26 protein-coding genes and 1 pseudogene are annotated in these 24,722 nt (G+C 48.1%); 9 read left to right on the top strand and 18 right to left on the bottom strand.

What is annotated here, in order from left to right; all coding sequences use genetic code 11:
• The first annotated feature begins 134 nt into the window (after positions 1–134).
• The 3 genes from AB1I67_RS07360 to AB1I67_RS07350 all read left to right on the top strand — a co-directional run bounded on the left by AB1I67_RS07360 (position 135) and on the right by AB1I67_RS07350 (position 5,324).
• Complete coding sequence (locus tag AB1I67_RS07360; RefSeq protein ID WP_367029209.1) at positions 135–1,820, top strand: molecular chaperone HscC; 1,686 nt, start codon at positions 135–137, stop codon at positions 1,818–1,820.
• A 33-nt stretch (positions 1,821–1,853) separates the two neighbouring features.
• Positions 1,854–3,428: a hypothetical protein gene (locus AB1I67_RS07355; RefSeq protein ID WP_367029208.1), complete on the top strand. Its 1,575-nt coding sequence runs from the start codon at positions 1,854–1,856 to the stop codon at positions 3,426–3,428.
• Between the two features lie 192 nt (positions 3,429–3,620).
• Entirely contained in the window at positions 3,621–5,324 is a 1,704-nt protein-coding gene (locus tag AB1I67_RS07350; protein ID WP_367029207.1) for a polysaccharide biosynthesis protein, read from the top strand.
• Here AB1I67_RS07350 and AB1I67_RS07345 read toward each other — a convergent pair.
• The 7 genes from AB1I67_RS07345 to AB1I67_RS07315 all read right to left on the bottom strand — a co-directional run bounded on the left by AB1I67_RS07345 (position 5,321) and on the right by AB1I67_RS07315 (position 12,348).
• Complete coding sequence (locus AB1I67_RS07345; RefSeq protein WP_367029206.1) at positions 5,321–6,607, bottom strand: TRAP transporter large permease; 1,287 nt, start codon at positions 6,605–6,607, stop codon at positions 5,321–5,323. The genes AB1I67_RS07350 and AB1I67_RS07345 overlap by 4 nt on opposite strands.
• On the bottom strand, positions 6,607–7,092 hold the full coding sequence (locus tag AB1I67_RS07340; protein ID WP_367029205.1) for a TRAP transporter small permease: 486 nt from the start codon (positions 7,090–7,092) through the stop codon (positions 6,607–6,609). Before AB1I67_RS07340 ends, AB1I67_RS07345 begins: the two co-directional genes overlap by 1 nt.
• Positions 7,093–7,213: 121 nt before the next feature.
• Positions 7,214–8,305: a TRAP transporter substrate-binding protein gene (locus AB1I67_RS07335; RefSeq protein ID WP_367029204.1), complete on the bottom strand. Its 1,092-nt coding sequence runs from the start codon at positions 8,303–8,305 to the stop codon at positions 7,214–7,216.
• Between the two features lie 116 nt (positions 8,306–8,421).
• Positions 8,422–8,886 carry a YhcH/YjgK/YiaL family protein gene (locus tag AB1I67_RS07330; RefSeq protein ID WP_367029203.1) on the bottom strand — a complete coding sequence of 155 codons (465 nt, stop codon included), beginning with the start codon at positions 8,884–8,886 and terminating at the stop codon, positions 8,422–8,424.
• An 11-nt stretch (positions 8,887–8,897) separates the two neighbouring features.
• Positions 8,898–9,902 carry a 3-dehydro-L-gulonate 2-dehydrogenase gene (gene yiaK, locus AB1I67_RS07325; protein WP_367029202.1) on the bottom strand — a complete coding sequence of 335 codons (1,005 nt, stop codon included), beginning with the start codon at positions 9,900–9,902 and terminating at the stop codon, positions 8,898–8,900.
• Positions 9,903–10,561: 659 nt separating this feature from the next.
• Entirely contained in the window at positions 10,562–11,554 is a 993-nt protein-coding gene (locus AB1I67_RS07320) for a LacI family DNA-binding transcriptional regulator (protein WP_367029201.1), read from the bottom strand.
• Positions 11,555–11,655: 101 nt separating this feature from the next.
• Positions 11,656–12,348, bottom strand: coding sequence for a GntR family transcriptional regulator (locus AB1I67_RS07315; protein ID WP_367029200.1), 693 nt, complete (start codon positions 12,346–12,348; stop codon positions 11,656–11,658).
• Positions 12,349–12,577: 229 nt separating this feature from the next.
• Between AB1I67_RS07315 and AB1I67_RS07310 the strand changes: the two genes are divergently transcribed.
• From AB1I67_RS07310 to AB1I67_RS07300, 3 genes and pseudogenes are all read left to right on the top strand, one after another.
• Positions 12,578–13,264 carry a cyclase family protein gene (locus tag AB1I67_RS07310; RefSeq protein WP_367029199.1) on the top strand — a complete coding sequence of 229 codons (687 nt, stop codon included), beginning with the start codon at positions 12,578–12,580 and terminating at the stop codon, positions 13,262–13,264.
• 29 nt (positions 13,265–13,293) lie between these two features.
• Positions 13,294–14,202 carry a ketopantoate reductase family protein gene (locus AB1I67_RS07305; protein WP_367029198.1) on the top strand — a complete coding sequence of 303 codons (909 nt, stop codon included), beginning with the start codon at positions 13,294–13,296 and terminating at the stop codon, positions 14,200–14,202.
• A gap of 329 nt (positions 14,203–14,531) precedes the next feature.
• Positions 14,532–14,615 (top strand): annotated as a pseudogene (locus AB1I67_RS07300) (helix-turn-helix domain-containing protein); the annotation flags it as partial.
• A 164-nt stretch (positions 14,616–14,779) separates the two neighbouring features.
• On the opposite strand, the gene AB1I67_RS07295 reads toward AB1I67_RS07300, so the two are convergent.
• The 3 genes from AB1I67_RS07295 to AB1I67_RS07285 form a co-directional block, all read right to left on the bottom strand.
• The gene (locus AB1I67_RS07295) at positions 14,780–14,935 is read right to left on the bottom strand and encodes a helix-turn-helix domain-containing protein (RefSeq protein WP_367029197.1); all 156 of its coding nucleotides are present in this window, start codon (positions 14,933–14,935) and stop codon (positions 14,780–14,782) included.
• The gene (locus AB1I67_RS07290; RefSeq protein WP_367032584.1) at positions 14,910–15,335 is read right to left on the bottom strand and encodes a sigma factor-like helix-turn-helix DNA-binding protein; all 426 of its coding nucleotides are present in this window, start codon (positions 15,333–15,335) and stop codon (positions 14,910–14,912) included. Before AB1I67_RS07290 ends, AB1I67_RS07295 begins: the two co-directional genes overlap by 26 nt.
• A 348-nt stretch (positions 15,336–15,683) precedes the next feature.
• Positions 15,684–17,036: an MATE family efflux transporter gene (locus AB1I67_RS07285; RefSeq protein WP_367032582.1), complete on the bottom strand. Its 1,353-nt coding sequence runs from the start codon at positions 17,034–17,036 to the stop codon at positions 15,684–15,686.
• Between the two features lie 101 nt (positions 17,037–17,137).
• Between AB1I67_RS07285 and AB1I67_RS07280 the strand changes: the two genes are divergently transcribed.
• Complete coding sequence (locus tag AB1I67_RS07280; protein WP_367029196.1) at positions 17,138–17,767, top strand: cyclic nucleotide-binding domain-containing protein; 630 nt, start codon at positions 17,138–17,140, stop codon at positions 17,765–17,767.
• On the opposite strand, the gene AB1I67_RS07275 is transcribed toward AB1I67_RS07280, so the two are convergent.
• The 5 genes from AB1I67_RS07275 to AB1I67_RS07255 form a co-directional block, all read right to left on the bottom strand.
• Complete coding sequence (locus AB1I67_RS07275; protein WP_367029195.1) at positions 17,693–18,601, bottom strand: hypothetical protein; 909 nt, start codon at positions 18,599–18,601, stop codon at positions 17,693–17,695. The genes AB1I67_RS07280 and AB1I67_RS07275 overlap by 75 nt on opposite strands.
• Before the next feature lie 62 nt (positions 18,602–18,663).
• Entirely contained in the window at positions 18,664–18,801 is a 138-nt protein-coding gene (locus AB1I67_RS07270; protein ID WP_367029194.1) for a hypothetical protein, read from the bottom strand.
• 114 nt (positions 18,802–18,915) lie between these two features.
• Positions 18,916–19,509: a transposase gene (locus AB1I67_RS07265; RefSeq protein WP_367029193.1), complete on the bottom strand. Its 594-nt coding sequence runs from the start codon at positions 19,507–19,509 to the stop codon at positions 18,916–18,918.
• Positions 19,457–19,711 carry a restriction endonuclease fold toxin gene (locus tag AB1I67_RS07260; RefSeq protein ID WP_367032580.1) on the bottom strand — a complete coding sequence of 85 codons (255 nt, stop codon included), beginning with the start codon at positions 19,709–19,711 and terminating at the stop codon, positions 19,457–19,459. The genes AB1I67_RS07265 and AB1I67_RS07260 overlap by 53 nt, the downstream gene beginning before the upstream one ends.
• A gap of 254 nt (positions 19,712–19,965) precedes the next feature.
• Positions 19,966–21,108: an IS110 family transposase gene (locus AB1I67_RS07255; protein ID WP_367029192.1), complete on the bottom strand. Its 1,143-nt coding sequence runs from the start codon at positions 21,106–21,108 to the stop codon at positions 19,966–19,968.
• A gap of 416 nt (positions 21,109–21,524) precedes the next feature.
• Between AB1I67_RS07255 and AB1I67_RS07250 the strand changes: the two genes are divergently transcribed.
• Both AB1I67_RS07250 and AB1I67_RS07245 read left to right on the top strand, forming a co-directional pair.
• Positions 21,525–21,749 (top strand): hypothetical protein, encoded by a 225-nt coding sequence (locus AB1I67_RS07250; protein WP_367029190.1) that lies wholly within the window; start codon positions 21,525–21,527, stop codon positions 21,747–21,749.
• A 320-nt stretch (positions 21,750–22,069) separates the two neighbouring features.
• Positions 22,070–22,351: a hypothetical protein gene (locus tag AB1I67_RS07245; protein ID WP_367029188.1), complete on the top strand. Its 282-nt coding sequence runs from the start codon at positions 22,070–22,072 to the stop codon at positions 22,349–22,351.
• A gap of 224 nt (positions 22,352–22,575) precedes the next feature.
• Here AB1I67_RS07245 and AB1I67_RS07240 read toward each other — a convergent pair whose 3' ends face one another.
• The 3 genes from AB1I67_RS07240 to AB1I67_RS07230 form a co-directional block, all read right to left on the bottom strand.
• Complete coding sequence (locus tag AB1I67_RS07240) at positions 22,576–23,070, bottom strand: hypothetical protein (protein ID WP_367029187.1); 495 nt, start codon at positions 23,068–23,070, stop codon at positions 22,576–22,578.
• Positions 23,063–23,224, bottom strand: a complete 162-nt coding sequence (locus AB1I67_RS07235) for a hypothetical protein (RefSeq protein ID WP_367029186.1) — start codon at positions 23,222–23,224, stop codon at positions 23,063–23,065. Before AB1I67_RS07235 ends, AB1I67_RS07240 begins: the two co-directional genes overlap by 8 nt.
• Before the next feature lie 196 nt (positions 23,225–23,420).
• Positions 23,421–24,599: an IS110 family transposase gene (locus AB1I67_RS07230; protein WP_367032578.1), complete on the bottom strand. Its 1,179-nt coding sequence runs from the start codon at positions 24,597–24,599 to the stop codon at positions 23,421–23,423.
• Positions 24,600–24,722 lie beyond the last annotated feature (123 nt).

Genomic DNA, 24,722 nt, shown 5'->3' with positions numbered 1-24,722 from the left:
CAATGCCTATTAAATATAGCATATTTTCTTTAGTATAACAGCTGTTTTTTGCGTATTCTTTTCCACACTTAAGGGTAGGCAAACATGCCTTCATCATGTAAAATAAAGGTATTAATTCAGGAGGTTTTCACACTATGGCAATCATCGGTATTGATCTGGGAACTACCAATAGTCTTGCCGCAGTCTGGAGGGACGGCATCTCTACGTTGATCCCCAATGCTCTGGGACAATTTCTGACCCCCAGCATCGTGTTTGCGGAGGAGAACGGTTCTGTCTGGGCAGGGGCCATGGCAAAGGAGAAGCTGCTGCATTCCCCTGACCGGGGCGCAGCCTCCTTCAAGCGTCATATGGGAACCGAAAAGGTATTTCACATCGGGAACCGGCGTTTCACCCCCCAGGAACTGTCCTCCCTGATATTAAAACAGCTTAAGCAGGACGCGGAAGCATTTTTAGGGGAACCGGTGGAGGAGGCCGTGATCAGCGTTCCGGCCTATTTTAATGACGAGCAGCGCTATGCCACCAGGGAAGCCGGGCTTTTGGCGGGCCTTAAGGTAGAGCGCCTGGTAAATGAACCGTCTGCTGCCGCCCTGGCCTGCCGGATGCAGACCGGGGAGGAGAATTCCGAATTCCTGGTCATTGACTTTGGCGGCGGCACTCTTGACGTGTCCGTAGTGGAATGTTTTGAACAGATCATTGAGATACAGGCGGTCTCCGGAGACAATCATCTGGGGGGAAATGATTTCGATCAGTGCATTGCCGAACATTTCTGCCGGGAGCATCATCTGGTCTTTGAGGAACTTTCCGCCGAAGAAAAGACACTCCTCTTAAAAAGGGCAGAGCAGTGCAAACGGACATTGACCTGCACGTCCGCCGCCATGATGGAGTTTGAGCGAAACGGTGAAAAGCTGGGCCTTTTTCTGACCCAGGCCCAGTTGATTGAGATCTGTGCACCGCTGCTGACCCGTTTAGACGGCATTATCCGTCGCGCCATGCGGGATGCCAGAAAGCATATTTCCGACATTGACCAGATCGTCCTGGTGGGAGGAAGCTGCCGGATGCCCGCCGTGCAGCAGTACATAGCCACGATTCTCGGCAAGAAACCTTATCTGGCAGGCAATCCGGACGAGACCGTCGCCCTGGGCGTAGGGATCTACGCGGGGATCAAAGAACGGAAGGACGGTATCAAGGATGTGATCCTGACCGATATCTGCCCGTTTACTTTAGGGGTCGGTGTTTTAGGCGACCGCTCGCCCGACGATCTTCTCATGTCGCCGCTCATTGAGCGCAACAGCGTCCTTCCGGTCAGTAAGACCGGGGTATATACCACCACCCGGGATTTCCAGACAAAGATCATGATCAGGGTCTTTCAGGGTGAGTCCATGAACTGCCGGGACAATCTGTTTCTCGGTTCCCTGGAGCTTCCGGTGCCGCCTGCGCGGCAGGGCATGGAGGACGTACTGGTACGGTTCACCTATGATATCAACGGGATCCTTCAGGTGGAGGTTCAGAACCGGAAAGGGGAAACCGCCGAGACCGTCATTGTCAGCAAACGGTTCCGCATGAGCGGCGAGGAACTGAACGCCCGGGTCAAAGAACTGCAAAAAGTAAAGCTCAATCAGGCGGAGGATGCTGGCGCACAGCTTCTGATCGCCCGTGGAGAACGGCTCTATACGGAAACTACCGGGCGGGACCGGGAAACCATCGTTGCCCTGCTTAAGTGGTTTTCGGATATTTTAAAAACCGGCAGCCCCGCATCTGTTGCTGCCGCCAGAAAAAAGCTTGAGGAAACCTTTGATTATTTGGAAAATCAGGATTATTGACCGGTCCCAAACCGGGAAGATCATACGGAGCACATGATGAAATTGAAAACCTGCTGGGAGGAATTAGGAATTTCCCCTACCACAGATAAGAAGATCATACGCCAGGCATACGCCCGCAAGAGCAGTGAGTGCCACCCGGAAGAACATCCGGAGGAATTCAGACGGCTTCATGACGCCTACGAAGCCGCTCTTGACGCGGCTAAACATGGGGGCGGCCAGAATAGTTACGGTCATTCCGGCAGTGCCTCCGGGACTTCCGATGGCGCCGACACCGGAACTTCCGCCAACACCGGGACTTCCGGAGACACCGGCGCTCCCCCGGATATAGAACAACTCATCCTCCAGGGCATGGAAAAGGACGCTGCCGGGCGTGTGGACCATCTCATGGGCAAGATCCGTTTCATCCATGAGCACATGCCGTCCGGCGTAGATATCTATACCAGCAACATGCACCGGGCCATGGACCGCTGGGACGAGCTGTTTCAATCAGAGCTGTTCTTCCGCTGCCAGTGGCAGGCGGACTTTTTATCCGCCCTGACCGGCTGGCTGAATGAACACTTGGAGGAGCTTAACCGCGCTGAGGTCATCTCCTTTTACCGGGTCTATCATCTGGAACGGCTCCCGGAAGAGGACGTTCTTCCGCCCGATGTTTCAGAACCCTTAGCATCCCTGCGGGAAATGATCCTGTCCCTGACCGGCAAATACGGGCCGGATCTGATCTCCTATGCAGGAATGCCAGCCCCGGCTGCCTCTTACTCCGGGCCGGATCCGGCCACAGAGCTGGAGCGGAAACAGAAGCGGCGCAACTTCCTGCTGTGCGGCTTCTGCATCCTTCTGCTGCTCTTAGTGACCATGCCGCTGTATCTGTCCCGCAAGCTTTTCTCCCGGGAAGCTGTTGTGCCGGAAGCTTATACCACCGCATACCATCTTAACAGAACCGCCAGCCCGTGGCAGTCCGATGACCTGTTTACCCGGGCGTTCCCGGATGGCTATCCATTGACTGAGAGTGAAGAAAAGAGCGGAAAGATTGCTGAAGGGGACCAGCTTCTGATAGACATATATCTACTGGAAAACCGTCAACCGGATGCAATGGTTGACTGTATCCAGGAGGCCACCATGAAGCAGCCTGCCATCTATCAGATCACTCGTGGGGGCATACCCGAGATCACTCGTGAGGGCACGCCCGAGATCACTTACCGGCTCTACATTGAAAAGACCGGAACGAATCCCTCTACCTACCGGCTTTTAGCATCCACTTATATACCGGAGATATTCCTGGCCTTCGCGCGTCAGAATCAAGTTCCGGGAAAGGTATGGGTTGACGACGAATATGAAGTGCACCTTGCCCTCAAGTGGGGGCAATTAGAGGACCATACCGGTTTAGACAAGACCCTGGCAAATATATTTAACCAGTTTAGCACCTACCGTCTTAAGGAAGGCTGGAATTTTAATTTGCCTGCTGTCAATGTGACCGTGGTGTATGGCGACGTGGATTTGGATCTGCTAGCCTCCGGTAAGTATATGTCTTCCGGCGAAGCGACGGAACTCCCCAAAACCTACATCTGCTTTTCCTCCACTGGCATTTCCCGGTTACTCAGTCCAGACTGACGCCAGACCGCCGCAAATTACTTAAGGCCGATATTTTATTTGCCTGTCCGCCCGGATTGCGCTATACTATAACGGACAGATTTTTTTGCTCCTTCCGTTTATTTCCTGCCGGTCCGGCGGATACTAACCGGAGGAACCACAGTTTTTGCAGTAATGATCTGCCACGTCAGTTACATATGAGGAGAATCCATTATGAGCAATGAGACAAATCATGCACCAGGAAAGCAGAATAGCGCCGGCAATTTCTTAGTACAGGGAAGTATCCTGGCTGCCGCCGGGATCATCGTAAGGTTCATCGGTCTGCTGTACCGTATCCCCATGACCCGGATCCTGGGCGCGGACGGCAACGGCTACTACAGCACGGCATATGAGATCTATAATATTGGCCTGATCCTTTCCTCCTACAGCCTGCCGCTGGCGGTATCCAAGCTGATCGCAGCCAGGCGGGTGCGGGAACAGTATCAGGACGCAAAACGCATATTTCAAAGCGGTCTGATGTTCGGCATCACAGCCGGCGGCCTGATGACCCTGATTCTGCTGTTTGGAGCAGACTGGATCACTACGACCATCTTCAAGAGCCCCAACAGCGCCCTTCCCCTTAAAGTCATGGCTCCAACGATCCTTGTATTTTCCATTATGGGGGTGATCCGCGGATATTTCCAGGGACAGGGCAATATGGTACCCACCTCGATCTCCCAGATCATCGAGCAGGTGGTCAACGCCATTGTCAGCATTACTGCATCCTGGTTCTTCATGAACTGGTTTGCGGCACGGGAAAATGTGGGCTCCTACGGGGCATCCGGCGGTACCCTGGGTACCTTATCCGGCGCGGTCGCCGCCCTGGTCTTCCTGGTGATCTTAATGATCCGGTACCGCAGGCAGAACGCGCGGATCTTGAGCCAGCCTCAGTCCATTCCGGTGGAGTCCTGGAAAAGCACCTACACCATGCTGTTTCTGACCCTGACCCCCATCATCTTAAGCCAGTTCGTCTACCAGCTCAGCGGCTCCGTGGACAACGCCATGTTCGGCCAGATCATGGACGCAAAGGGATTTGTGGAGAAAGAACGGGCCAACCTGTTAGGCATCTACAGCAGCAAATACCGTCTGCTGAGCAATGTCCCGGTCGCCATCGCCTCCGCCCTGGGCACCTCCATGATCCCCAGCATCGTGCACTCCCGGGTGCAGAGAAACCATGATGAGGTCAAGTATAAGATCAGCCTGACAGTCAAGTTCAACATGCTGATCGCCATCCCCTGCGCTGTGGGTATGGGCGTCTTAGCCGCCCCCATCATGCGCCTGATCTTTGGAGACAGCCAGAAGCTGACTGCTGAACTGATGATGATCGGCTCTCCCGCCGTCATCTTTTTCTCCCTCTCCACCGTCACCAACTCGGTGCTGCAGGGCGTTGACCTGATGCGCAAGTCGGTCACCCACTCCGCCATCTCACTGGTGATCCACGCAGCGTTAGTGTATATCATGCTGAACTTTATGGGCATGGGCGTTTACGGCCTTGTGATCGGCAACGTGACCTTCGCCCTGGTGGTGTGCATCCTCAACTGGATCGCCATTGGAAAAACATTGGATTATAAGCAGGAAGTAAAGACCACCTTCCTTCTCCCCCTTGTCTCTTCCGCAGTTATGGGCGCAGCCGCATACGGTGTATACACGGCTGTCACATCAGTAACCCATCGCTACCAGCTTGGCCTCCTTGTAAGCGTTCCGCTTGCCATGGTGATCTACGGCATCCTTATTATCCTGACAAAAACTGTCACGGAGGAGGAACTGACGGATATGCCCTTTGGACGGAAAGCTGCTGCGGATATGCAGGAAAGCTCACCTGATGTAAAACAAAAAGGAGCCTGCCCGCGCATCCAGGACAGGCTCCTTTTTGTTTAGAACAACCCCGGGAAAAGGGTAGCCGGGATCGCCAGCCACAGATCTGGGAAAAGTACCAGTAAAAACAATACTGCGAGGGAGGACAGGAAGTAAGGCAAGGTTCCCTTAAACGCGTCCTCGATCTTGATCCCGCTGATGGATGAAGCGATCAGCAGGCACAGGCCGTAAGGCGGAGTTACCAGGCCCAGAGCCAGGGTAACAACGATGATCAGGCCCAGGATGATCGGGCTGATCCCCAACAGCGTAGATGACGGCAGGATGATCGGCACGAACAGGATCATAGCCGGGACCGCATCCATAAAGGTACCAACAAACATGAAGAATGCAACCACCACCAGTAAGAATACCAGTCTGCCGCCAGGCATGTTGGTAAAGAACTGCTGTACCACCACGTTCAGCTGATAGTAGCTGAGCAGCTCGCCCAGCGCGTTTGCCGTAGCCAGCGCAAACAGGGACAGGGAGGACAGCTTCATGGTCTCGATCAGGATCCTGGGTAAGTTCCTCACCTTAATGGTCTTGTAGAAAAAGATACCTACAAAAAGCGCATAGATACAGGCAAAAGCCGCGGACTCTGTCGGAGTGAACATACCAGATACAATACCGCCGATCAGGATGATCGGAGTAAACAGGGCCGGTAAGGACTGCAATGTCTGACGGATCACCGTTGCCACCGGCACCCGCTCACATTTCGGGAAATTCTTTTTCTTGGAATAGAATTTGACCACCGCCATCATGGCAAGGCCCAGCAAGATACCTGGCACCAGGCCGGACATAAACAGCGCTCCCGTACTGACATTGGCAATACCCGCGTACACGACCATGGTGATACTGGGCGGAATGATCGACCCCAAGGTAGATGACGCCGCTGTGACGCCAACGGAAGTCCCCTTGTCGTATCCCTGCTTTTCCATAGCCGGGATGAAGATCTTGCCGACACCGGCCGTATCCGCCTGGGATGAACCGGAGATCCCCGCAAAGATCATGGATACCAATACGTTTGAATAAGCCAGGCCGCCGCGGAAATGTCCGACCATGGAGTTGCAGCAGTCGATCAGCTTTTCGGTGATCTCACCTTCATTCATCAGGTTCGCCGCGAGAATGAACAGCGGGACCGCTAAAAGGGTAAAGCTGTTTAAACCATTGAACATCTTGGAGAACACAACCGTGTTCGGGATCTGCGCCAGGGAAGCGATACCGGTAAAGGACACAACTCCCAGTGCAAAGGAGATCGGAACACCGATCGCCACAAAAACAACAAACATGATAACCAACAAAGCACCCATCAGTTTCCGCCTCCTTTCACAATACTGCCAATCTCCTCAATGATCTGCTGCACCAGATAAATAGCCGAGGTAACGCCGCAGATCGGCAGGCACAGCCAGGTCGGCCCTCTCTTGAAAGAGGGGATATTGTTCCAGGTATAGTTCCAGAACTGCTTTGTCACCTTATATCCGTAATACGCCATCAGTATGGCAAAAAACAGCATGATAAGGGAAATAATAACCGCAATGATGCTTTTGATCTTGTCATTCTTCATCATGTCACTGATAGAAGTGAAGGCAAAGTGACGTTTCTCATATACCATGGCGCCTGCGCCCATGAATACTGCCCAGATAAAGGAATACATGGACACGTCCTCGGTCCAGGTAGCCGCAATCCCCAAATAGCGGGAAAACATCTGATAGACAACAGTAAGCAGGAATACACACAGGAAGAAGCCGCCGACTGCAATCTGGATTTTCTGCAACCAATCAATCGCTTTCTTCATACTTGGTTCTCCTTTTATAATCTCAACACGCTCTCAGCCGGTACACAGCCGGTTTTCAAACGGAGCAGCAGCCACCCAGTCTCCCAGGTGGCTGCTGAGTCTCATGAATCATCTGATATTTTTATTTTGCTGCCGCACGAACCATCTCCAGCTCTGCAGCCATATTGTTGTCTGCTGCGAACTTGTCCTGGATCGGAAGGGCCAGCGCCTTAAATGCATCGATATCCACATCCTCAAAGTTGGTTACTTCTGCGCCGTCAGCAATAACTTTCTCTTTGGACTCTTTGAACATGCGGTAAACAACCTCACGCTCTTCCTTGGTGCAGGCCTCAACCGCCTCGTCGATCCACTGCTTCTGTTCGTCGGTCAGGCTGTCATAGAAGCTGCCGTTCATCAGCAGAAGACGGGTGGTGTAGTCATGGTGGGTCTCAGAGATAAAATGCCCGTTGGGGGTCTTGTGGTGCTCCTTCAGCATGAAGCTGGTGTAGTCGTTCTCTGCGGAATCCACAACGCCCTGCTGCAGTGCCTGATACAGCTCGCCCCATGCTACTGAAGTGGGGATAGCGCCGCAGGCTTTCCAGAACTCCTGCTGTACCTGGGAAGACTGGGTACGGATGGTCATGCCCTTTAAATCCTCCGGTTTGGTAACTGCTTTCTTACCATAGTAATCACGCACAGAGGAGGACCAGTATGCCATGATACGGAAGTTATTTCCGGTCTTCTCTTTTACGATATCCTTCATCTTGGCGCCGAACTCACCGTCCAGGCACTTCTCCCAGTGGTCGAAGCTGTCAAACAGGTAGTTTAAGGAGAAGATATCCACCTCCGGAACACCAATCGCAGTCATAAAGCCCGGGGACGCAACTACCATGGAAACAGCGCCCATCTCCAGCTTCTCAACCAGCTCGTTCTCGTTCTCCCCCAGGGTCCCCTTATGTACGGTTACCTGGATCTTGCCGCCGGACTTCTCCTCCACAACCTCTTTGAACTTGTCCATACCATAAGAATAAGGATTGTCTAAAGAAGTCTGGTTGGAGGCAATGATCAGGTTTAAGTCTGCCTTCACATCAGACGCTGCTGCAGTGGTTCCTGCCGCATCCCCGCCTGCTGCCGGCGCTGCTGTCGTTGCGGTAGCAGATGCTCCTCCGCCGCAGCCTGCCAGTGATGCCATTACCATAGCTCCTGCCAATACAAGTGATACTTTTTTCTTCATAACTCTTTCCCTTCTCTTTTTATAATATTTTTACGCCCGCCCTCCCTTAGGCAGTGCCGTAAATCACATATTTTCCAATGCCGCACGGACCCTGGCGGCGCTCATCCCAGCCGTCGTTACAGCAGGTCCACACTCACTTTTACCACAACCTTACGGATCTTCATAGGCTCGCCGGACGCGATAGCCGGACGATGTACATCCGCCGGGAAAAAGATGCTGTAGCATCCCGGTACTGCCTCCACAAAGCCTTCATGTTCCACAGCCTTGTAAAAGATCAGATCCCTGTCGTCAAAGCGCTCGTCCACCTCATAGTCTCCGGTGTCCGGAGTGAATCCCAGGCGTTCCCTTCCGGATGCCAAAAACTGCACATCCACAAACTTCTCATGGCATTCTGGACGTTTCTCCGTGATATCCCCGGTCTGGGCATCCATAACCTGGGCGTAGATATCCCTGCCCTGGATCTCATAAACACCGGGCTCCATCTTTGTAAAATCATTCGCTTTTAAATACTCAAGTGCAGTCTGGATCGCCTGCGGATATTTTCCGAAACCATCCTTTGCATATATAGATGAAAAAATCATTGCTCTCTCCTTTACATTTTAAGGATTGCTTCCCATTTCTCTTCGATGACCGGAATGCCATTTTCCAAATTGTCCCTGCGGGTATTGATCTCTATCTCACCCGGATAGAATATATTGCCGCCCGCCTGGATTGGCGTGGAGGACTTAATATCTGCTACCAGCTCATCCACGATCCGGTCAGTGGTCTCTGTGTCGTTGAATTTGCCCGGGTCGATGGCTATCATGATCTGTGACAATCCGATCTCATCGCCAAAGGTCCCGATCTTCTGTACCGAATTGGCATCCGTCAGAACCGTAGCCATCAGATCCAACAGGATGGAAATGCCGCTGCCCTTCCAGTATCCCATCGGAAGCACCCTCCAGGTCTTCTCAATCGCCGCCGGGTCTGTAGTCAGATTGCCTTCCTCATCATAACCGCCCGGTACCGGAAGCTGCTGTCCCTTAAGCCTGGCCTCCTCTATCTTTCCATAAGAAAACTGAGACACCGCACAGTCCACAACCACATGGTCTCCATTGCTCTTCGGTACCGCAAGGATCAGCGGGTTGTTGCCAATCTTCCGGTCCTTGCCGCCCCATGCCGGCATATTGGGCATGGTGTTGGACCAGCAGATACCGATACAACCGGCATTGGCTGCCTGCCAGCCATAGCTGCCGCCGCGCATCCAGTGATTGCTGTTCCCCAGCGCGACCATACCGATCCCATACTGCTTTGCCAGCTCACAGGCCCGGTCCATCGCCTGTTTTGCATTCAGCGGACCGAAACCTCTGTGCCCTTCCCAGCGCTCGATCGCGCCCATAGACAGTTCACAGGTAGCTACCACATCAGGATCGATCTCACCCTTGTCCAGATACTCAACCACTCTTGGGAAGCGGTTGATCCCATGGCTGTAAATACCATCCAGACTATTCTGTGCAAAAACTGTTGCTGCGTCCAATGCATTCTTGTCGTTAAAACCTCTGCTGACCAATACACGCTTGAATTCTGCTGCCAGATCCTCGTACTTGATTCTTAACATTGTTTTAATCCCCTTCTACGTCATTTTGGTACATCTACAATTTTTGCAATCGATTGTGTTATGATTTTATCACAATTTTTTAACTGTTTCAATTACTTTTTATCGCAAAATTATACAAAATAACCATAAATATTTTGTTAAGATTTTATATGTTTTGCGAAATTCACGTACACATTATGCAAACCTTGTCAAGTATGGTCGTATTATGTACAAATTACGCTTTCACTGCTCCCCTGGAAATATTCCTGGCAGTTTCAGCCGCTTTTTTCAGACCTGTGATGCGGTCATGTCTTAAAACAACCTTTATGGTCATCTGCATCTCTACTGCTTTACACTTGTAGATGTTTTGTTTTTTTGCAATCGATTGCGGTTTGTATTTTTATAATATCATATGGATTTATGGTTTTCAAGTATATATTTATTGTACTTTTGCACGTTTTTTTTGGCTTATTTTTATGCACATTGTACACCCATAGAGTTTCCCACTCTTTCAATTTAGAAATCGATTGCAGTTTATGTCGCTCTGTATTCTCCTAATCTCCATACAGTAAATCATTTCTGCATCACGATTTACCTCCGCCAAAAACAACAGACCCGGCGAACGGCAGAAAAAGAATACATCTTTTTACTGCCGCCCTCCGGGTCTTTCCTGTTCCATCTCAAGTGCTCTCCCGTTCAATGATCTCCGAGAACAGCATCATTTTTTTACTTTGTACTTTTCCCTCCAGCCCTTCCCGGAGAATCCCCGCTGCCGCCTCGCTCAGCTCCTGCAGCTTGTTATTGAGAGTCGTAAGCCTGGGCATACAGATCTCCCCATAAATACTGTTGTCAATTCCGATCAGCCCCAGTTGATCCGGCACCGAATATCCACAGTCATATGCCGCGCGGATCCCTCCAACAGCCACAAGATCAATAGAATAGATGATCCCCTGCACATCCGGATGATCCTTTATCAACCGTACTGTGGTATCATAACCACCCTTTACGGAGCTCTCCTCAGCCTCGTACATCCACAGTGCCTCCTCCGGCATACCAGCGCGGCGCATCCCGTCACGGTATCCCTGCTGTTTCCTTGAGTTGGCCGGCGAATGGGAGTCCAGTATAAAACCGATCTTCCGCTTGTTCTTTTTCATGAGAAGGTCCACGCACTGCATCACCCCGGCGTCCTCATCCACGATCACCCCCGAAACATTCGGCAGATCAAGGTAACCGTTCACCATCACCACCGGGACTTTCGGCAGATGCCGCTGGATGCTTTCTTTGACTGCATCCGTTGTAAACATGGATCCCATCAGGATCACGCCCTCTACCCGGCGCTGCTCCAGGATGCGGATGTATTCTGCCTTCTTCTCATCCGTTGGGCCGGTGCTCATGGTAATACAGCAGTAGCCGCGCTTCGTCAGCTCCTGTTCGATCACAAATGCACTGTCTATATGATGGGTCACACGGATATCCACGATCAGTATCCCGATGATTTTAGTGGACTGCATCACCAGCCCCCTTGCCGCTGCATCCGGTATGTAATTATACTTTTTCAAAAGCTCCTGTACCTTCTGCCTTGTCTCCGCCTTGATGCCCGGTTTCTCATTGATCACCCTGGAAACTGTGCTGGCTGCCACACCAGCTTCTTTTGCTATATCATAAATTGTCATTGGCAAACACCCCGTATCTTTACATTTTGTATCTACTATAGCTTATTTTCGTGGGGCAGGCAAGGTGGAAATCAGTTGGAAAAGGCTGATCGCTGAAATCATCACGCAATATGCATCGTCAGCGGCATCATCAGATGTACCATCATCAGCTTATATGCCGCATCTCCATCCCCCTCTTTCAGATAAGAATAGAACAGGCGGTGCTCCTTCAGTGTATCTTCTGTCCGGCCAGGAACCGCCAATGCACCCTTTGTTGTCAGATGGATCAAATACATCAGACGCTGGAACGTCTGTTTAAACTCCTGATTCCCAACATAATCAACCAGCGCCAGATGAAACTGGTGATCATATTCCATGAACTGGTTAAAGCTGGCTGTACTCCAGATCCCATTCTCAAGGTTGTCCCGGCTGGGACCATTTTTACTGTTTAACGCCTTCTCCTGCTTATCAAGCAGTTTTTCCAAAACCGCCAACAGCTTCTGCCCTTTCTTTGTATCTGCCTCTGCTGCAGCCACATGGACACAGAAGCCTTCGATCGCACAGCGGATCTGAATGGTCTCCTCCATATCCTTCTCGTTCAGCTTCCTCAGCATAAAACCCTTGCTGGGTACTACAGTGATATAACCATCCTGGCTCAAGCACTGGATGGCTTCCCGCATAGGTGTTCTGGAAACTCCTATCTCCGCAGACATACGTGTTTCTGAGTACAGCACATCCGGGTCCAGCTTCCCGGAAAGTATCATCTCTTTCAGATAATCGTATGCCTGAATCTGCAATGGACTTTTGCTGACCATGTATGTATCCTCCTGCTCCCCTGCTGCCCTGCTTCTCCTCTGCCCTGAACCCGCAGCGCATCTTCCTGTTATCAATATATACCATCATAACTTAAATTTCTTTTCCCGTCAACAAAAAAACGCTTGACCGGTATACCGGTATACTGCTATAATGCAGGTAGCAGAAGGATTCCGGCATACAGGAATTTTTGCAGTCCCACTATCAAATATTTTCAGGAGGTATTTCAAGATGAGTGCATTTCAGTTAGGCAATTTACGTGTAGTAGATTTAACGAAGGTTTTAGATCCGAAGACCGAGAGCAGGCGCTGCGGGCTGACCCGCTTCAACACCGGAGGCCCGATCCCGGATTTCCACACGATCATGGACTTGACCAGCCATCTGGGAACCCATGTGGAGTGTCCGTATCATCACAATGACAACTGGGCGGACGTAGAAGCCCTTCCGATCACCACCTTTATGGGACGTGCTATTTATGTAAACATTGAAGGCTGCGAGCCGAACCACAAGATCACCGGTGAGGACTTGGAAAAAGCCTGCGGCGACCGCATCCAGGAGGGCGATATTGTTATCATCGATTCCCCGATGAAGCTGGCTCCGTTTACCCCGGATTCCAACACGGAAAAGGACAAACGTCTCTTCATCTGCCGTGAGACCGCCGAGTGGTTCCGTGACAAAAAGGTAAAATGCGTGGGCTTTGGCGACGGCGTCTCCATCGAGAGCAACAACACGGATGTATGTGCATTCCATGATGTTTTGATGGAAGTAAACTGTGTGTTCCTGGAAGTGCTCAAGAACTTAGAGGAGCTGACCACCGATACCTTCTTCATGTCCTACTCCCCGCTTCCGATCAAGGGACTGGATTCCTGCCCGATCCGCGCCTATGCGATCGAAGGGCTGGCTGAATTCTCCAGATAAGCACAGATGTAGAAGGGACGGTAATTCTTATGAGAATAGCAGTAATCGGCGCCGGAGCCATGGGCTCCATCTACGGCGGACATTTATCCTTACATAACGATGTATATCTGGTGGACACCAACCAGGCAATTGTGGATCACATCAATGAGCACGGCCTGACCGTCCAGGAGGGCGGAAATGACGTCGTCTATCACCCGACGGCCGTCACCTCCACAGCGGGACTGGAGCCGATGGATCTGATCATCCTGTTTGTAAAGGCCCTGTTCTCCCGTTCTGCGCTTGACAACAACAGGGGCATCATCGGACCGGATACCTATCTGATGACCCTGCAGAACGGCTCCGGCCATGAAGACATTTTATCTGAATTTGTCCCGGTGGACCGTATTATCATCGGAACCACAGGGGACAACGGCGCGGTCCTGGCGCCTGGCCATGTGCGCCGCGGCGGAGCAGGCAACACCAACATCGGAATGCTGGAAGCAGACAGGGAAGGCTTTCTCCCAAAGCTTGCCGAAGTACTGGATAACTGCGGCTTTCAGGGGCATATCCATGACAATATCCAACAGCTGATCTGGGATAAGCTGTTCACCAACGTTTCCTTAAGCGCAGTGACCGGGGTGCTGCAGGTTCCCATGGGCTTTATCGCCGGAAATGAACATGCATGGAACATCACCAGGCGCCTGATCCACGAAGCCGTAGAGGTGGCGCATGGTCTCGGCCTTACTGCTGATGAGGCGGCCATCACAGAAAAAGTGCGCTCCGCCTCCGAGAATTCACCGGAGGGCATCACTTCCATCTGCGCCGACCTGCGCGCCGGACGGAAGACCGAGGTCAATACCATCAGCGGTTCCGTAGTCCGCGCATCCAAAAAATGCGGCGTGCCTGCTCCCACCCATGAACTGATCGTGGAGCTGGTACATGCAATGGAAGAACGGTAAGGTCTATGTATATTTAACGAACTATCCAGGGGATTTCCATATGATGAACACCGATAAGGAAGTATCACAAGAAAACTAACTTAACGGCTGACAAACAGGATTGCAACGAAAGCGGTGTGTACTGCAAGAAAACGGTACACACCGTTTTTCTATTTTCTTACGCAGTAGAACGTCATTTTTGAGGGAAAAGGTATAAAACCCTTGCTCTTGATATTTTCGTGTCTGTAAAGCGCATAAATCAAGGCTTTTTTACCCCCTACTGCGTAACAATACTATGGCAATTCATGCAGTTGTTTACATGAAATAAAGTGATCGTGCAGTTACGACTTCCAGTGTTGGATTAACCTACATTGGATTTTCCAACATTGGAAAAACCTACGTTGGAAAATCCAACGCAATTAAATAAAGATATATAAAGTAAAGATGAAATAATTACTGATTTAATCAATTCCCTTCCTTTCCGTTCTCCCAATTCTTTTCTACCTGTAAGTTGCCGGAATGGAAACGAAAGGCTGCAAGGCTTTGCTATTCACTACCTGTCAATGCGAAATTTAAGGATTGCTTTTACAAGCTGCATTTACAAACTGTCTTGAATGTCGCTATTGAAGTGTCCTTGATACATAGACAGATACTTTATGCGCCCTCGGTAATGTTGCAGGACAGCATTGACCGCTTCCGGTTCTCCGGCAACTGCCTTTTCAATCGTTTCAAATGGTATCAGCTTCTCGCTCATGTTCCAACCTCTCCCATTCTCTTCTCAACTGTTTCAACGTCGCTAACTTCCAGTAGTTTGCTGTGCTTCTGCTCTTCCCGTATATCTGCCCGATTTTTGCGTCTGTGTAATGGCAGTAGAAGTACAAAACAAGCACGTTTTTCCTCTGCTCTGACAGAACAGAAAAGGCTTGTCCTAACTGCTCATTCCCGATAATGACAGTCTTACCACATACATGATAGACAGTTGGCTTGCTCTGCTTCTCAAAGTAGCTGTCTGTTGTAGACGGCTTGAAATATTTTTCTTCCATGAGATATTCAAGGGATATTTCATGCTTCTGCTTTCTGCCAATGTCACGATAGGCATTGAAAGCGGTATGGCGAAGGACAACCTTGCAAAAGGCGGCAAAAGCACATTCTATACGCTCCTTGTACTACTCGGAATAAATCATCTGAAATCACCCTCTTTCTTCCCGGTAGGGGGTATTACAACAAACGCCCACACTGCATAAAACGGCATAGGCATTTGGGTAATATGAATTATTTAAGCAGTCAATATGATTTGTTTGTTCATCTTCATAGCCGCAAAATCCCTTTGCAGGAAACAGGATTTTTTTGATGATTCACAATGATTCAGCACATAAAAACAGGACATGGCAATACCTCCCAATACGTTAAGCATTTGATACCGCCGCTTAACGCTGTAACAATCGTTTTCCGTTAGAGTAACGGCTTTGTTGCAGGTGGCACTAATCTTACTATGGATCAGTTTACCCCGCAGTCTGTACAATCTTTTTCAAACTTGAATCTCTTGCATACATTACAATGCAGACAATCGCCAAAACCGTTTCCACAACCGGCTGTGCAGCGATAACACCGTTTAATTGCCACAAGTTGTTTAAAAGTACCACTGCCGGGATAAACAAAACAACGTTTCTCATCATTGTAATAATCAAAGACTTTATCGCAACGCCCAGCGCCTGAAAATAGCTTGTTACCATGTTGATGATACCGAGCATGGGGGCTGACAAACCTAAAATGCTGATAAAATATCCCGCTTGCTGTACCAATGACTCATCATGAAGAAATACGCCTGCCAGTTCTGCCCCCAACAAACAAAATACTACTAAAAAGATTGCTCCCAAACAGATTCCATAAATAATAGATAAGTTCATCGCCTGCGACACACGCTCTTTTTTCCCTGCGCCGTAATAATACCCACTCAACGGTGCAACGCCCTGTGAAAGACCAACCGACAGCATAATCGGAACCATATCCACTTTATAGGCAATTCCGTATGATGCAACCGCGTCGGAGCCGTAATTTCCAATAAAGTTATTGAGAACGATATTGGAAACACTGAGCAGAACGGTAATCAGCGCACCGGGGATTCCGATACTTACTACGCTGTCCACCATTTTTCTGTTCGGTGCAAAATCTTTTATCGCAAGTGATACCAACGGATTTCCGTTTCTCTCCGCTTTTATCATACAGACCAGGTAATAAATCGTGGAACCGAAGAAACCAAAGGACGTGGCAAGAGCAGCACCCGCCGTTCCCCAGCCAAATAATACGATAAAAACAAAGTCAAACACGATATTGATAGAGTTTCCGAGTGCCAATCCAATCGTACTTTCTTTAATAAATCCAACCGAGCGAAATAAGTGGACTAATCCATTGGAAAGGATAATAAAGGGTGCGCCCAGAAAAACATATCTCAAATAATCATTGGTATAAGCTATATTTTCTGCGTCTGCACCCGACAGCTTTGCAATCTGCCCCATAAAGAGAATGCCGACGAGCAGAATGGTAATCCCAGCAAATGCCATTGCGTACAAACAAAAATTCAGTGTTCTTTTGACCTCTTTGGATTTATCCTCTCCTAATAGCCTTGCAATCACGCTATTGCCGCCCATGCCAAAAATGGACGCAATCGACATGATAATCAAAAGAATTGGTGTGCATAGCGTCACTGCGGCAATCATTGCAGGCTCTTTCATCAAGGACACAAAAAAGGTGTCTGCAATATTATAAATCAGCGTTGTGAGCTGCCCTAACATGGCGGGTAATCCCATACGCAAAATTGCTTTTGAAATGTTTTCTTCTTCAAATACTGTTGTCATCAATCCCAAACCTCCACATTCTGCTTCTTGTAATCGTCATCATTATACGCTATACTTACAAAGAAAGAACCGGACATGTGTCTTGTTTGGAGAGAAATTGTATGAAAAGATTTTATGACAGTGCACGCATTGAAACTTATTTGAAGCAAACCAAATTTGAATCCGTAATGGGCAACTTAAGAGAATATTTATTTGTTACGCAGTATAAAAAGGGCGAATTTATTTCCACCCCATTGCAAAAAGAACACCTATTCCAAATCATTATTCAAGGTATAGTAAGTATTTATTTTATCAGAGATGATGGGTCGGTGTATTCTCTTGCAAACGGCAGAAAAAATGATTTGCTCGGCGAAATGGAAATTTTCCCAAGTAAACCAAGCAATGTTTATGCAGAAGCAAATGATGATGTCGTTTGTCTTACCTTGTCTGTCGAAGCAAGTAAAAGCGCACTGCTTCAAAACTGCAAATTCTTACAACTGGTATGTGAATCCTTAACTCAAAAAATGGAATCTATTACCATACTTGACGCTGCCCCGGCAAGTTTGAAGCAGCGTGTCTTAACATACATGAAATATAAATGCAGCGGCGGAGAAATGAAAGGCTTGCAGCAGGCGGCTTTTCACTTAAATTGCAGCGCACGCCAGTTACAGCGAATCCTAAATCAATATGAAGCAGACGGAATTGTAATGAAAATCGGGAAAGGAAATTACAAACTTTGTAGTGTGGAGTAGACAGTAAAATAAACCATAAAGGCATTGCGATTTTTCCTCAAAACTTCGGCAAAACCGCCTTGTCCGGTGTTGTATATAGTGAGGGAAGAAATGCAACAGATCCCCCTTATCCAGACAGATAAGGTTTGAGAGATTTTTCAGAGGGTTTGGGATACTTCCCAACAAGCAAAATGCAACGCATTTTCGGAAAAGGGTACTCTTTTCATACGTCATTTCGCACCAAATAGTACTCGCTGAATAGCGCATACGTTCCTCAGCGTTCATTTCTGCCGGGACACCTCTCCCAGTCCCATCAAAAACATACTTCACTCCATTACTATATGTTTGTTTTCCGTCCTTCATCAACCTGCCATTCCAAGAAAACATATATAGACAGCCGTCCATAATATGACTACCGGTATACATAGCGCCATCTTCCCCTACATAATAAGAGTTATCCCCATCCTGCAGCCACTCATTCATCACTTTTTGACCGTCACGCAAGTAATACCATATCCCATTTTCTTCAACCCAACCATCGGTATCGCCCGCTTCCGCTATCAGAAGTCCATCGATTTTTTGGGAAAGTCCATCCGGTTGAAATTCATAGGTTACCCCATCTCGCATTGCTGTTCCAGATGTCTGCATAATTCCAGTAACCGGGTCAAAATAATAATAATTTCCATCCGTCCGATACCAACCGGTAATCATTGTTCCGCCGCCGCCGAAATTATACCAATTTCCATCAATCTGAGTCCAATCCATAGCCTCCTTGCCATTCTCTTTAAAATAGCACCATTTAGGCTCGTCCGGATTATAGATTGGATGACAGTATCCCAACCATTGGCTTTTCATAATCTGCCCATCCAGTTTGGCCTCATATACATCGTTCCACACTTCTTTGACAGATGCATTAATCACTGCACCACGGTTCCCCGGCTGCCCGCCGTAAAAGTATAGTTCACCCCATAACGAAGCCAAGTTCCGCCATATGCAGGAAAAGAAATGGCACTAAGCAGAAAAATCAAAGTACAGTATTTCAATATGTTCTTCATCAAAGTTCCCCCCTCAGTCTGTCCGAAAACCTTATCTTTAGGTATAAATTTAGCCCCTTTCTTTCATCTGTGACATTGAAAACTGAATAAAATACACAGAGTGAACAAAGAGGCTTATGCCTGTTCCATCAATTCCATCATTTTTTGAAATCCAAGGAGATTTTTCGCCCGTTCCAGGTTATATCCCAGACAAAAGAGCGCAAACTCCCCAGCCACTTTTCGTATCCCTCTCAATAGAAAATAAGTGGCTCCCATCGCTCGTTTTATTGTTCCAAATGGATGCTCCGACAGGCACATTCTCTGGCTCATTTTTTCTTTGTCTGGTTTCAGAAAAAATTTCACAACCTTTCTTTTCTCATAGTGCCATTTTTCATCTGCTCTCGTTTCCTCCGCTTTCTTTCCTTCTGCTTTCAGCCAGTCCTTACATGGTTTTATCCGTTGGTCTTTGGTAAAATCAATCTCTTTCCATTCACCTTTTCCCTTGTAACACTTATTACGGTTTGGGCAGTGTTTACAGGCATTTTTATTCACATAGCGAATGTTTCCGTTTTTCTTTATGCTCTTCTGTCTCAGAATCTCTCCTGCCGGACAGTATACCTGGTTTCTCTCCGGATCTCTGACAAAATAACCTTCTTTTGCTTTTTCCCGCATTTCCTCAGGACTTCCAATATCTTTCACCATATTTAGCGATTTTGCGTAATATATCATCTGCAGGTGTACCTTCAAATTGGAAATATGCCTTCCTTCCAGTTGCTTTTGCTGCCTCAAAGGTTGCTTTAGTCTGTTTTCTCCAACTTTGACCATAAGATTTCAAATCTGGTTTTGCTTGTGCAATATAATCATCACTTACTACATCAAATTCTCGCCCGTTGGGGTCATTAGAGAACTTTACTCTGGATTCTCCGCCAATTCTTTCTGCTAAAGCATCCGCTGCGGCATCTTTACTATCTACTTTCTTTAATTCTCCTGAATATTAAGTCTCAGAATCCCCCTTGGCACCGAGTCATCCAGCTTATAACTTTCGCCCCTTTTTCTCTGTTCTTTTGGAAAAGGTGGTAAACCAATCGTTGTGCTTCTTCTGGTTCTATCTTAGCACAAACTGCTCGTAACTGTCAGCCTTTATTACTCCGGCTCCCGGTATTCTGTATGGTTTTTCAGCATCCCCTACACAATATTTACCAAGCGCCGGGATACACAGATTAATGCCTGCTGTTTATTCTTTCCATCCGCAACCCGTTTCAGATAATACTCCCGGAATACCTTATTTCTCGGAGTTCCGTTTGTTGATACCTGTATCATCTGGATTGCCATAAAATAAAAGATTGCCTGTAACCGCCTGTTTCCCTGTTTCGGACACTTATCCTTCCCTTTTCCTGCCGATGAAAAATTGACTGGCGCTATCCCGGCAAACTTCGCCAGCTTATCCGCACTGGGAAAGCGGGTGATTTCACCTATCTCTGACAGCATATTCGCCGCCGTTATCACATCAATCTCCGGCATGGTGGTAAGGGTACAGTTAAATTCCGGCAGTAAGTTTTCGATTGCCTCGTTTACTTCCTCCAGTTGAATGCGGTAATGCTCTAAATCGCTGACAAGACTTTTTGTTATCGTATCCCGGCTTTCCTGATGCTCCCGTCTTGTCTCGCCATCAGATTTAACTAGATTCAGTATCTTCTCCGCACGTTTGACCGAACAGTTATTGTGGCTGACCGGGCGCAGCTCTTCCGCCAATTCCTCCGCTGTCTTTCCCAGCAGATGTTCCGGCGATGGATATTCCTTGAAAAAATATAATGCTGTTGCACGGCTAATATCGCTGAAAAACTGCTTATAGCTGGGATATGCCATGCAAAGCTGCTCATGGAGCTGGTTCTTCAGCCTGTGCAAATGGGTACAGATATTGTCCCGCCGGTTCACCAACTGACCCAGCGTCCAATATTTATCATCTGGTATCGCATCCGGCAGTTTGTCCAGCATATTGATTAGCACCAGAGCCACGGCTTCTGCATCATAACTGTCACTTTTCTGGTACATGGGTACGCTTTTTCTCTGGGCGTAGGATAATACCGTGTTTACGTCTTTTACATGAAATTCTTTCTCAATCAGCCATACTGCCAGAGCACGTCCGTATCCATAGGCGTTCTCCAGACCGTATACCACCGCCTTATCCTCTGTCACAAAACGGCTGACCTTCCTTACCAGCTTTGGAAACTCCAATGGCTTATTGCCAAATGTAATCTCTCCCAGCTTCGTATTCCAGCAGTCCAGCATGACTGCTGTGTGGGTTTCCTTATGCAGGTCAATCCCCACATAGATGATGTTTTCTTTTCTCAGATGTCATCCTTCCTTCTCTTCCTGTCTCCATCCCTAATCGCCGAACTGTCGGCAACCTCAGCTGATAAGCGTTATGCACCGATTTACGCCTTGGGGCTACGGCCATCGCAAGGGGGAATAAGCCTATCCATCTCCACAACCTACAAACTTTACAGGTTACTCCTCTTTCGAGGTGTAGTGTATGTTAGCTCTGGTTTCCGGTGATTGCAAATCTTTTATCGTTGATTTCTCCGATTTGTGAAATGTGATGCAGTATGGACGCTCTGGTTTGTCACATAGCAGTATGGACTTTGAAACAGATATCCGGTATCCTCTGTCGTACAGAAGGAGATGATTGCCATAAACGAGCAAGAATTACTGGACATGATGGTTACAGAGCGGATTCAATTCTTGTGCAGGAAATGAAGTCGGCCCGGACTCCGGCAGAACAGGAAAACTCCCGCCTGCTGATGGACCAGGCAGAGGGCATACTGAACCGGCTGTCAAAGCAGGAACACACTCTCATGGAACAGTATCTGGATTCCATGACAGACCGCATGGCCGATGTGGAGCCAGCTTTGCACACCGGCGGATTCCGTGATGGCATCCGGGTTATGAAGTTTATCAACAACCTGTAACAGCAGAAAAAAAGAACACTGCCACTCTCCATGGTGCAGGAGAACCGGCTGTGTTCTTTTTTCTGTTTTTTTCCTGCAATATCTGTTTTTCCGGGGTATGGAAAGCGGTGTGTTTTTACCCCCTTAAACCCCCGGGTGTGCGTCATTGTAACATAGAGCAGCCGTAGCTGTCAATTTCGATTCCATTGCGTTTTCCTTCTGAAATCTTACTGACAAATGGATTTCAATGGGTCGAAAAAAGATATCAATCGTTATTCATGGGTGGCTTGGCGGCACCCAGTTTTTTAATGTGCAGGATTCTGCCACCCGGCGCCTCTAAAATGCTGCTGAAAATGAGAAAACTACCGGGTGGCAAAGCCCGAATTTGTTATGCTGGAGGCCTCTGTTTTTTGAATAACTTTTTCCTGTATTCCCAAAAAACTTATGCCGCCAGACAAGCTGATTTCGCCCAAACCATCGGTTTTAAGGCATTTTCCGGCATCAAACAGGGGAATCCTTTGATTCAATCGCAATATCCAGCAGATTTCCGGATTTTTCCTACAAAGCAGAGCGGATATCCCTGCCGTATGCCGTCAAGCGATTCCTCCCCCGCCTTCTTTTAGCCTTGTGACGCAGCGTGACCGCCTGGGTGCCAGTTTTAAGACCCGGCTCGGAAAGATGTACTATGGAACGAGTATTTCGGCTCGTTGAGCCGATGTGGAACAGAGGCATTTCTCTCCAAATCCACCGATATTGCCAGGGTCGAAAAGTGTGCAGGTTAAAGGTCAGGTGGCTTTACGCCACCCGACCGAGGGATATCGCCCGGCAAAGCCGGGCGGAAAACAGTTTAATTTAACGCTTTTAATAAAAGTTCAAATCCGTTTTCAATTACTTTAACAATCCAATTTTTTTCATATCCGTTCCATTTTGGCGAAAAATCTTCTCCATCCTTTTTAAGTGCTGGTAAGTTGCATCCATAAAAAAGTTTATTATAAATGCTTTGAACTTCATCGTCTTCACTATCTCCTAAAAACTTACCGTGCACTGATTGAGCCATATCTGACATTATATTCCAATATGTTAGAACAAGGTTGCAATCTAGTTCTTCCATTTTTAAACTAATTAGTATATCCGACGATATTAGTAGAATTTCATTATCTAGTTTGAATTTATTGTCTTCCGCAAAACGTTTTGCCTCTTTCTCGCTTGCGAAAGATTTCAGTTTTTCATTACTTTCTAAAAGGAATCCATCCACATCGTCTGTATACCAAAAAGTATAATACTCCTCTTGCTTTATTTTAAATTTTATAATATAAAGTTCTTTTGGTATAATTCTATTCAAATCCGCGATCACCCCACTTTTTAATTTTATTGTATTCACTTGCTGGACCAGTCTTATAATTACCAGCACCATATTTCTCGTCCATTAAACGTTTCGCAAAATCTTTACCACTTTCACCTTTATATGGACGATTACCTTTTGCCCAACTTGGCACATCATTTGCCGCCTCTTTTCCTGTCTTTCCAGATACAGGTTTCTTATATTCAGTCTCAGATCCCCCCTTGGCACTGAGTCATCCAGCTTATAACTTTCGCACCTTTTTCTCTGTTCTTTTGGAAAAGGTGGTAAACCCATTGTTGTGTTTTTCTAGTTCTATCTTAGCATAAACTGTTCATAACCAACAGCCTTTCTTACTCCGGCTCCCGGTATTCTGTATGGTTTTTCAGCATTCCATACACGATATTTACCAAACGCCGAGATACACAGATTAATGCCTGCTGTTTATTTTTGCCTTCCACAACCCGCTTCAGATAATACTCCCGGAATACTTTATTTCTTGGAGTTCCGTTTGTTGAAATCTGTATCATCTGAATCGCCATAAAATAGAAGATGGCCTGTAACCGCCTGTTTCCCTGCTTCGGGCACATATCCTTTCCTTTCCCTGCCGACGAAAAATTGACTGGCGCTATCCCGGCGAATTTTGCCAGCTTATCCGCACTGGGAAATCGGGTGATTTCTCCTATCTCTGACAGCATATTAGCAGCCGTTATCACGTCAATTCCCGGCATAGTGGTCAGGGTGCAGTTAAATTCTGGAAGTAAGGTTTCAATTGCCTCATTTACTTCTTCCAGCTGGATGCGGTAATGCTCCAAATCGCTGACCAGGCTCCGGGTTATAGCATCCCGGCTCTCCTGATGATTCCGTTTTGTCTCGCCATCAGACTTTACCAGATTCAATATCTTCTCTGCGCGTTTGACCGAACAATTATTATGGCTGACCGGGCGCAGCTCTTCCGCCAGTTCCTCTACTGTCTTTCCCAGCAGATGTTCCGGCGATGGGTACTCTTTGAAAAAATACAGTGCTGTTGCACGGCTGATATCGCTGAAAAACTGTTTATAGCTGGGATACGCCATACAGAGCTGCTCATGAAGCTGGTTCTTCAGCCTGTGCAGATGGGTACAGATATTATCCCGCCGATTTACTAACTGGCCCAGCGTCCAATACTTATCATCCGGTATCGCATCCGGCAGTTTGTCCAGCATATTGATCAGCACTAAAGCCACGGCTTCCGCATCATAACTGTCACTTTTCTGATACATCGGCACGCTTTTTCTCTGGGCGTAAGACAAAGCAGTATTTACGTCTTTTACATGGAATCCTTTTTCGATCAACCATACCGCCAAGGCGCGGCCATAACCGTAGGCGTTTTCCAGACCATACACCGCCATTTTGTCTTCTGCCACAAAACGGCTGACCTTTCTGACCAGCTTCGGAAACTCCGATGGCTTATTGCCAAACGTAATCTCTCCCAGCTTCGTATTCCAGCAGTCCAGCATGACTGCCGTGTGGGTTTCCTTATGCAGGTCAATCCCCACATAGATGATGTTTTCTTTTCTCAGATGCCATCCTTCCTTCTTTTCCTGCCTCCATCCGTAACTGTAAATCTGCCGGCAACCTCAGCTGATAAGCGTTATGCACCGATTTACGCTCAG

The sequence above is a fragment of the Clostridium sp. AN503 genome (assembly GCF_040719375.1).
In the GTDB taxonomy this organism is placed as follows: Bacteria; Bacillota; Clostridia; order Lachnospirales; family Lachnospiraceae; genus Brotaphodocola.
This window is presented reverse-complemented; position numbering and strand designations above follow the sequence as displayed.

Excerpts from the sequence above, each read along its gene's own strand:
- AB1I67_RS07360 (WP_367029209.1), top strand. The coding sequence starts at position 135 with ATGGCAATCATCGGTATTGATCTGGGAACTACCAATAGTCTTGCCGCA.
- AB1I67_RS07355 (WP_367029208.1), top strand. The coding sequence starts at position 1,854 with ATGATGAAATTGAAAACCTGCTGGGAGGAATTAGGAATTTCCCCTACC.
- AB1I67_RS07350 (WP_367029207.1), top strand. The coding sequence starts at position 3,621 with ATGAGCAATGAGACAAATCATGCACCAGGAAAGCAGAATAGCGCCGGC.
- AB1I67_RS07345 (WP_367029206.1), bottom strand. The coding sequence starts at position 6,607 with ATGGGTGCTTTGTTGGTTATCATGTTTGTTGTTTTTGTGGCGATCGGT.
- AB1I67_RS07340 (WP_367029205.1), bottom strand. The coding sequence starts at position 7,092 with ATGAAGAAAGCGATTGATTGGTTGCAGAAAATCCAGATTGCAGTCGGC.
- AB1I67_RS07335 (WP_367029204.1), bottom strand. The coding sequence starts at position 8,305 with ATGAAGAAAAAAGTATCACTTGTATTGGCAGGAGCTATGGTAATGGCA.
- AB1I67_RS07330 (WP_367029203.1), bottom strand. The coding sequence starts at position 8,886 with ATGATTTTTTCATCTATATATGCAAAGGATGGTTTCGGAAAATATCCG.
- yiaK (WP_367029202.1), bottom strand. The coding sequence starts at position 9,902 with ATGTTAAGAATCAAGTACGAGGATCTGGCAGCAGAATTCAAGCGTGTA.
- AB1I67_RS07320 (WP_367029201.1), bottom strand. The coding sequence starts at position 11,554 with ATGACAATTTATGATATAGCAAAAGAAGCTGGTGTGGCAGCCAGCACA.
- AB1I67_RS07315 (WP_367029200.1), bottom strand. The coding sequence starts at position 12,348 with ATGGTCAGCAAAAGTCCATTGCAGATTCAGGCATACGATTATCTGAAA.
- AB1I67_RS07310 (WP_367029199.1), top strand. The coding sequence starts at position 12,578 with ATGAGTGCATTTCAGTTAGGCAATTTACGTGTAGTAGATTTAACGAAG.
- AB1I67_RS07305 (WP_367029198.1), top strand. The coding sequence starts at position 13,294 with ATGAGAATAGCAGTAATCGGCGCCGGAGCCATGGGCTCCATCTACGGC.
- AB1I67_RS07295 (WP_367029197.1), bottom strand. The coding sequence starts at position 14,935 with ATGAGCGAGAAGCTGATACCATTTGAAACGATTGAAAAGGCAGTTGCC.
- AB1I67_RS07285 (WP_367032582.1), bottom strand. The coding sequence starts at position 17,036 with ATGACAACAGTATTTGAAGAAGAAAACATTTCAAAAGCAATTTTGCGT.
- AB1I67_RS07280 (WP_367029196.1), top strand. The coding sequence starts at position 17,138 with ATGAAAAGATTTTATGACAGTGCACGCATTGAAACTTATTTGAAGCAA.
- AB1I67_RS07275 (WP_367029195.1), bottom strand. The coding sequence starts at position 18,601 with ATGAAAAGCCAATGGTTGGGATACTGTCATCCAATCTATAATCCGGAC.
- AB1I67_RS07270 (WP_367029194.1), bottom strand. The coding sequence starts at position 18,801 with ATGAAGAACATATTGAAATACTGTACTTTGATTTTTCTGCTTAGTGCC.
- AB1I67_RS07265 (WP_367029193.1), bottom strand. The coding sequence starts at position 19,509 with ATGATATATTACGCAAAATCGCTAAATATGGTGAAAGATATTGGAAGT.
- AB1I67_RS07245 (WP_367029188.1), top strand. The coding sequence starts at position 22,070 with ATGCTGCTGAAAATGAGAAAACTACCGGGTGGCAAAGCCCGAATTTGT.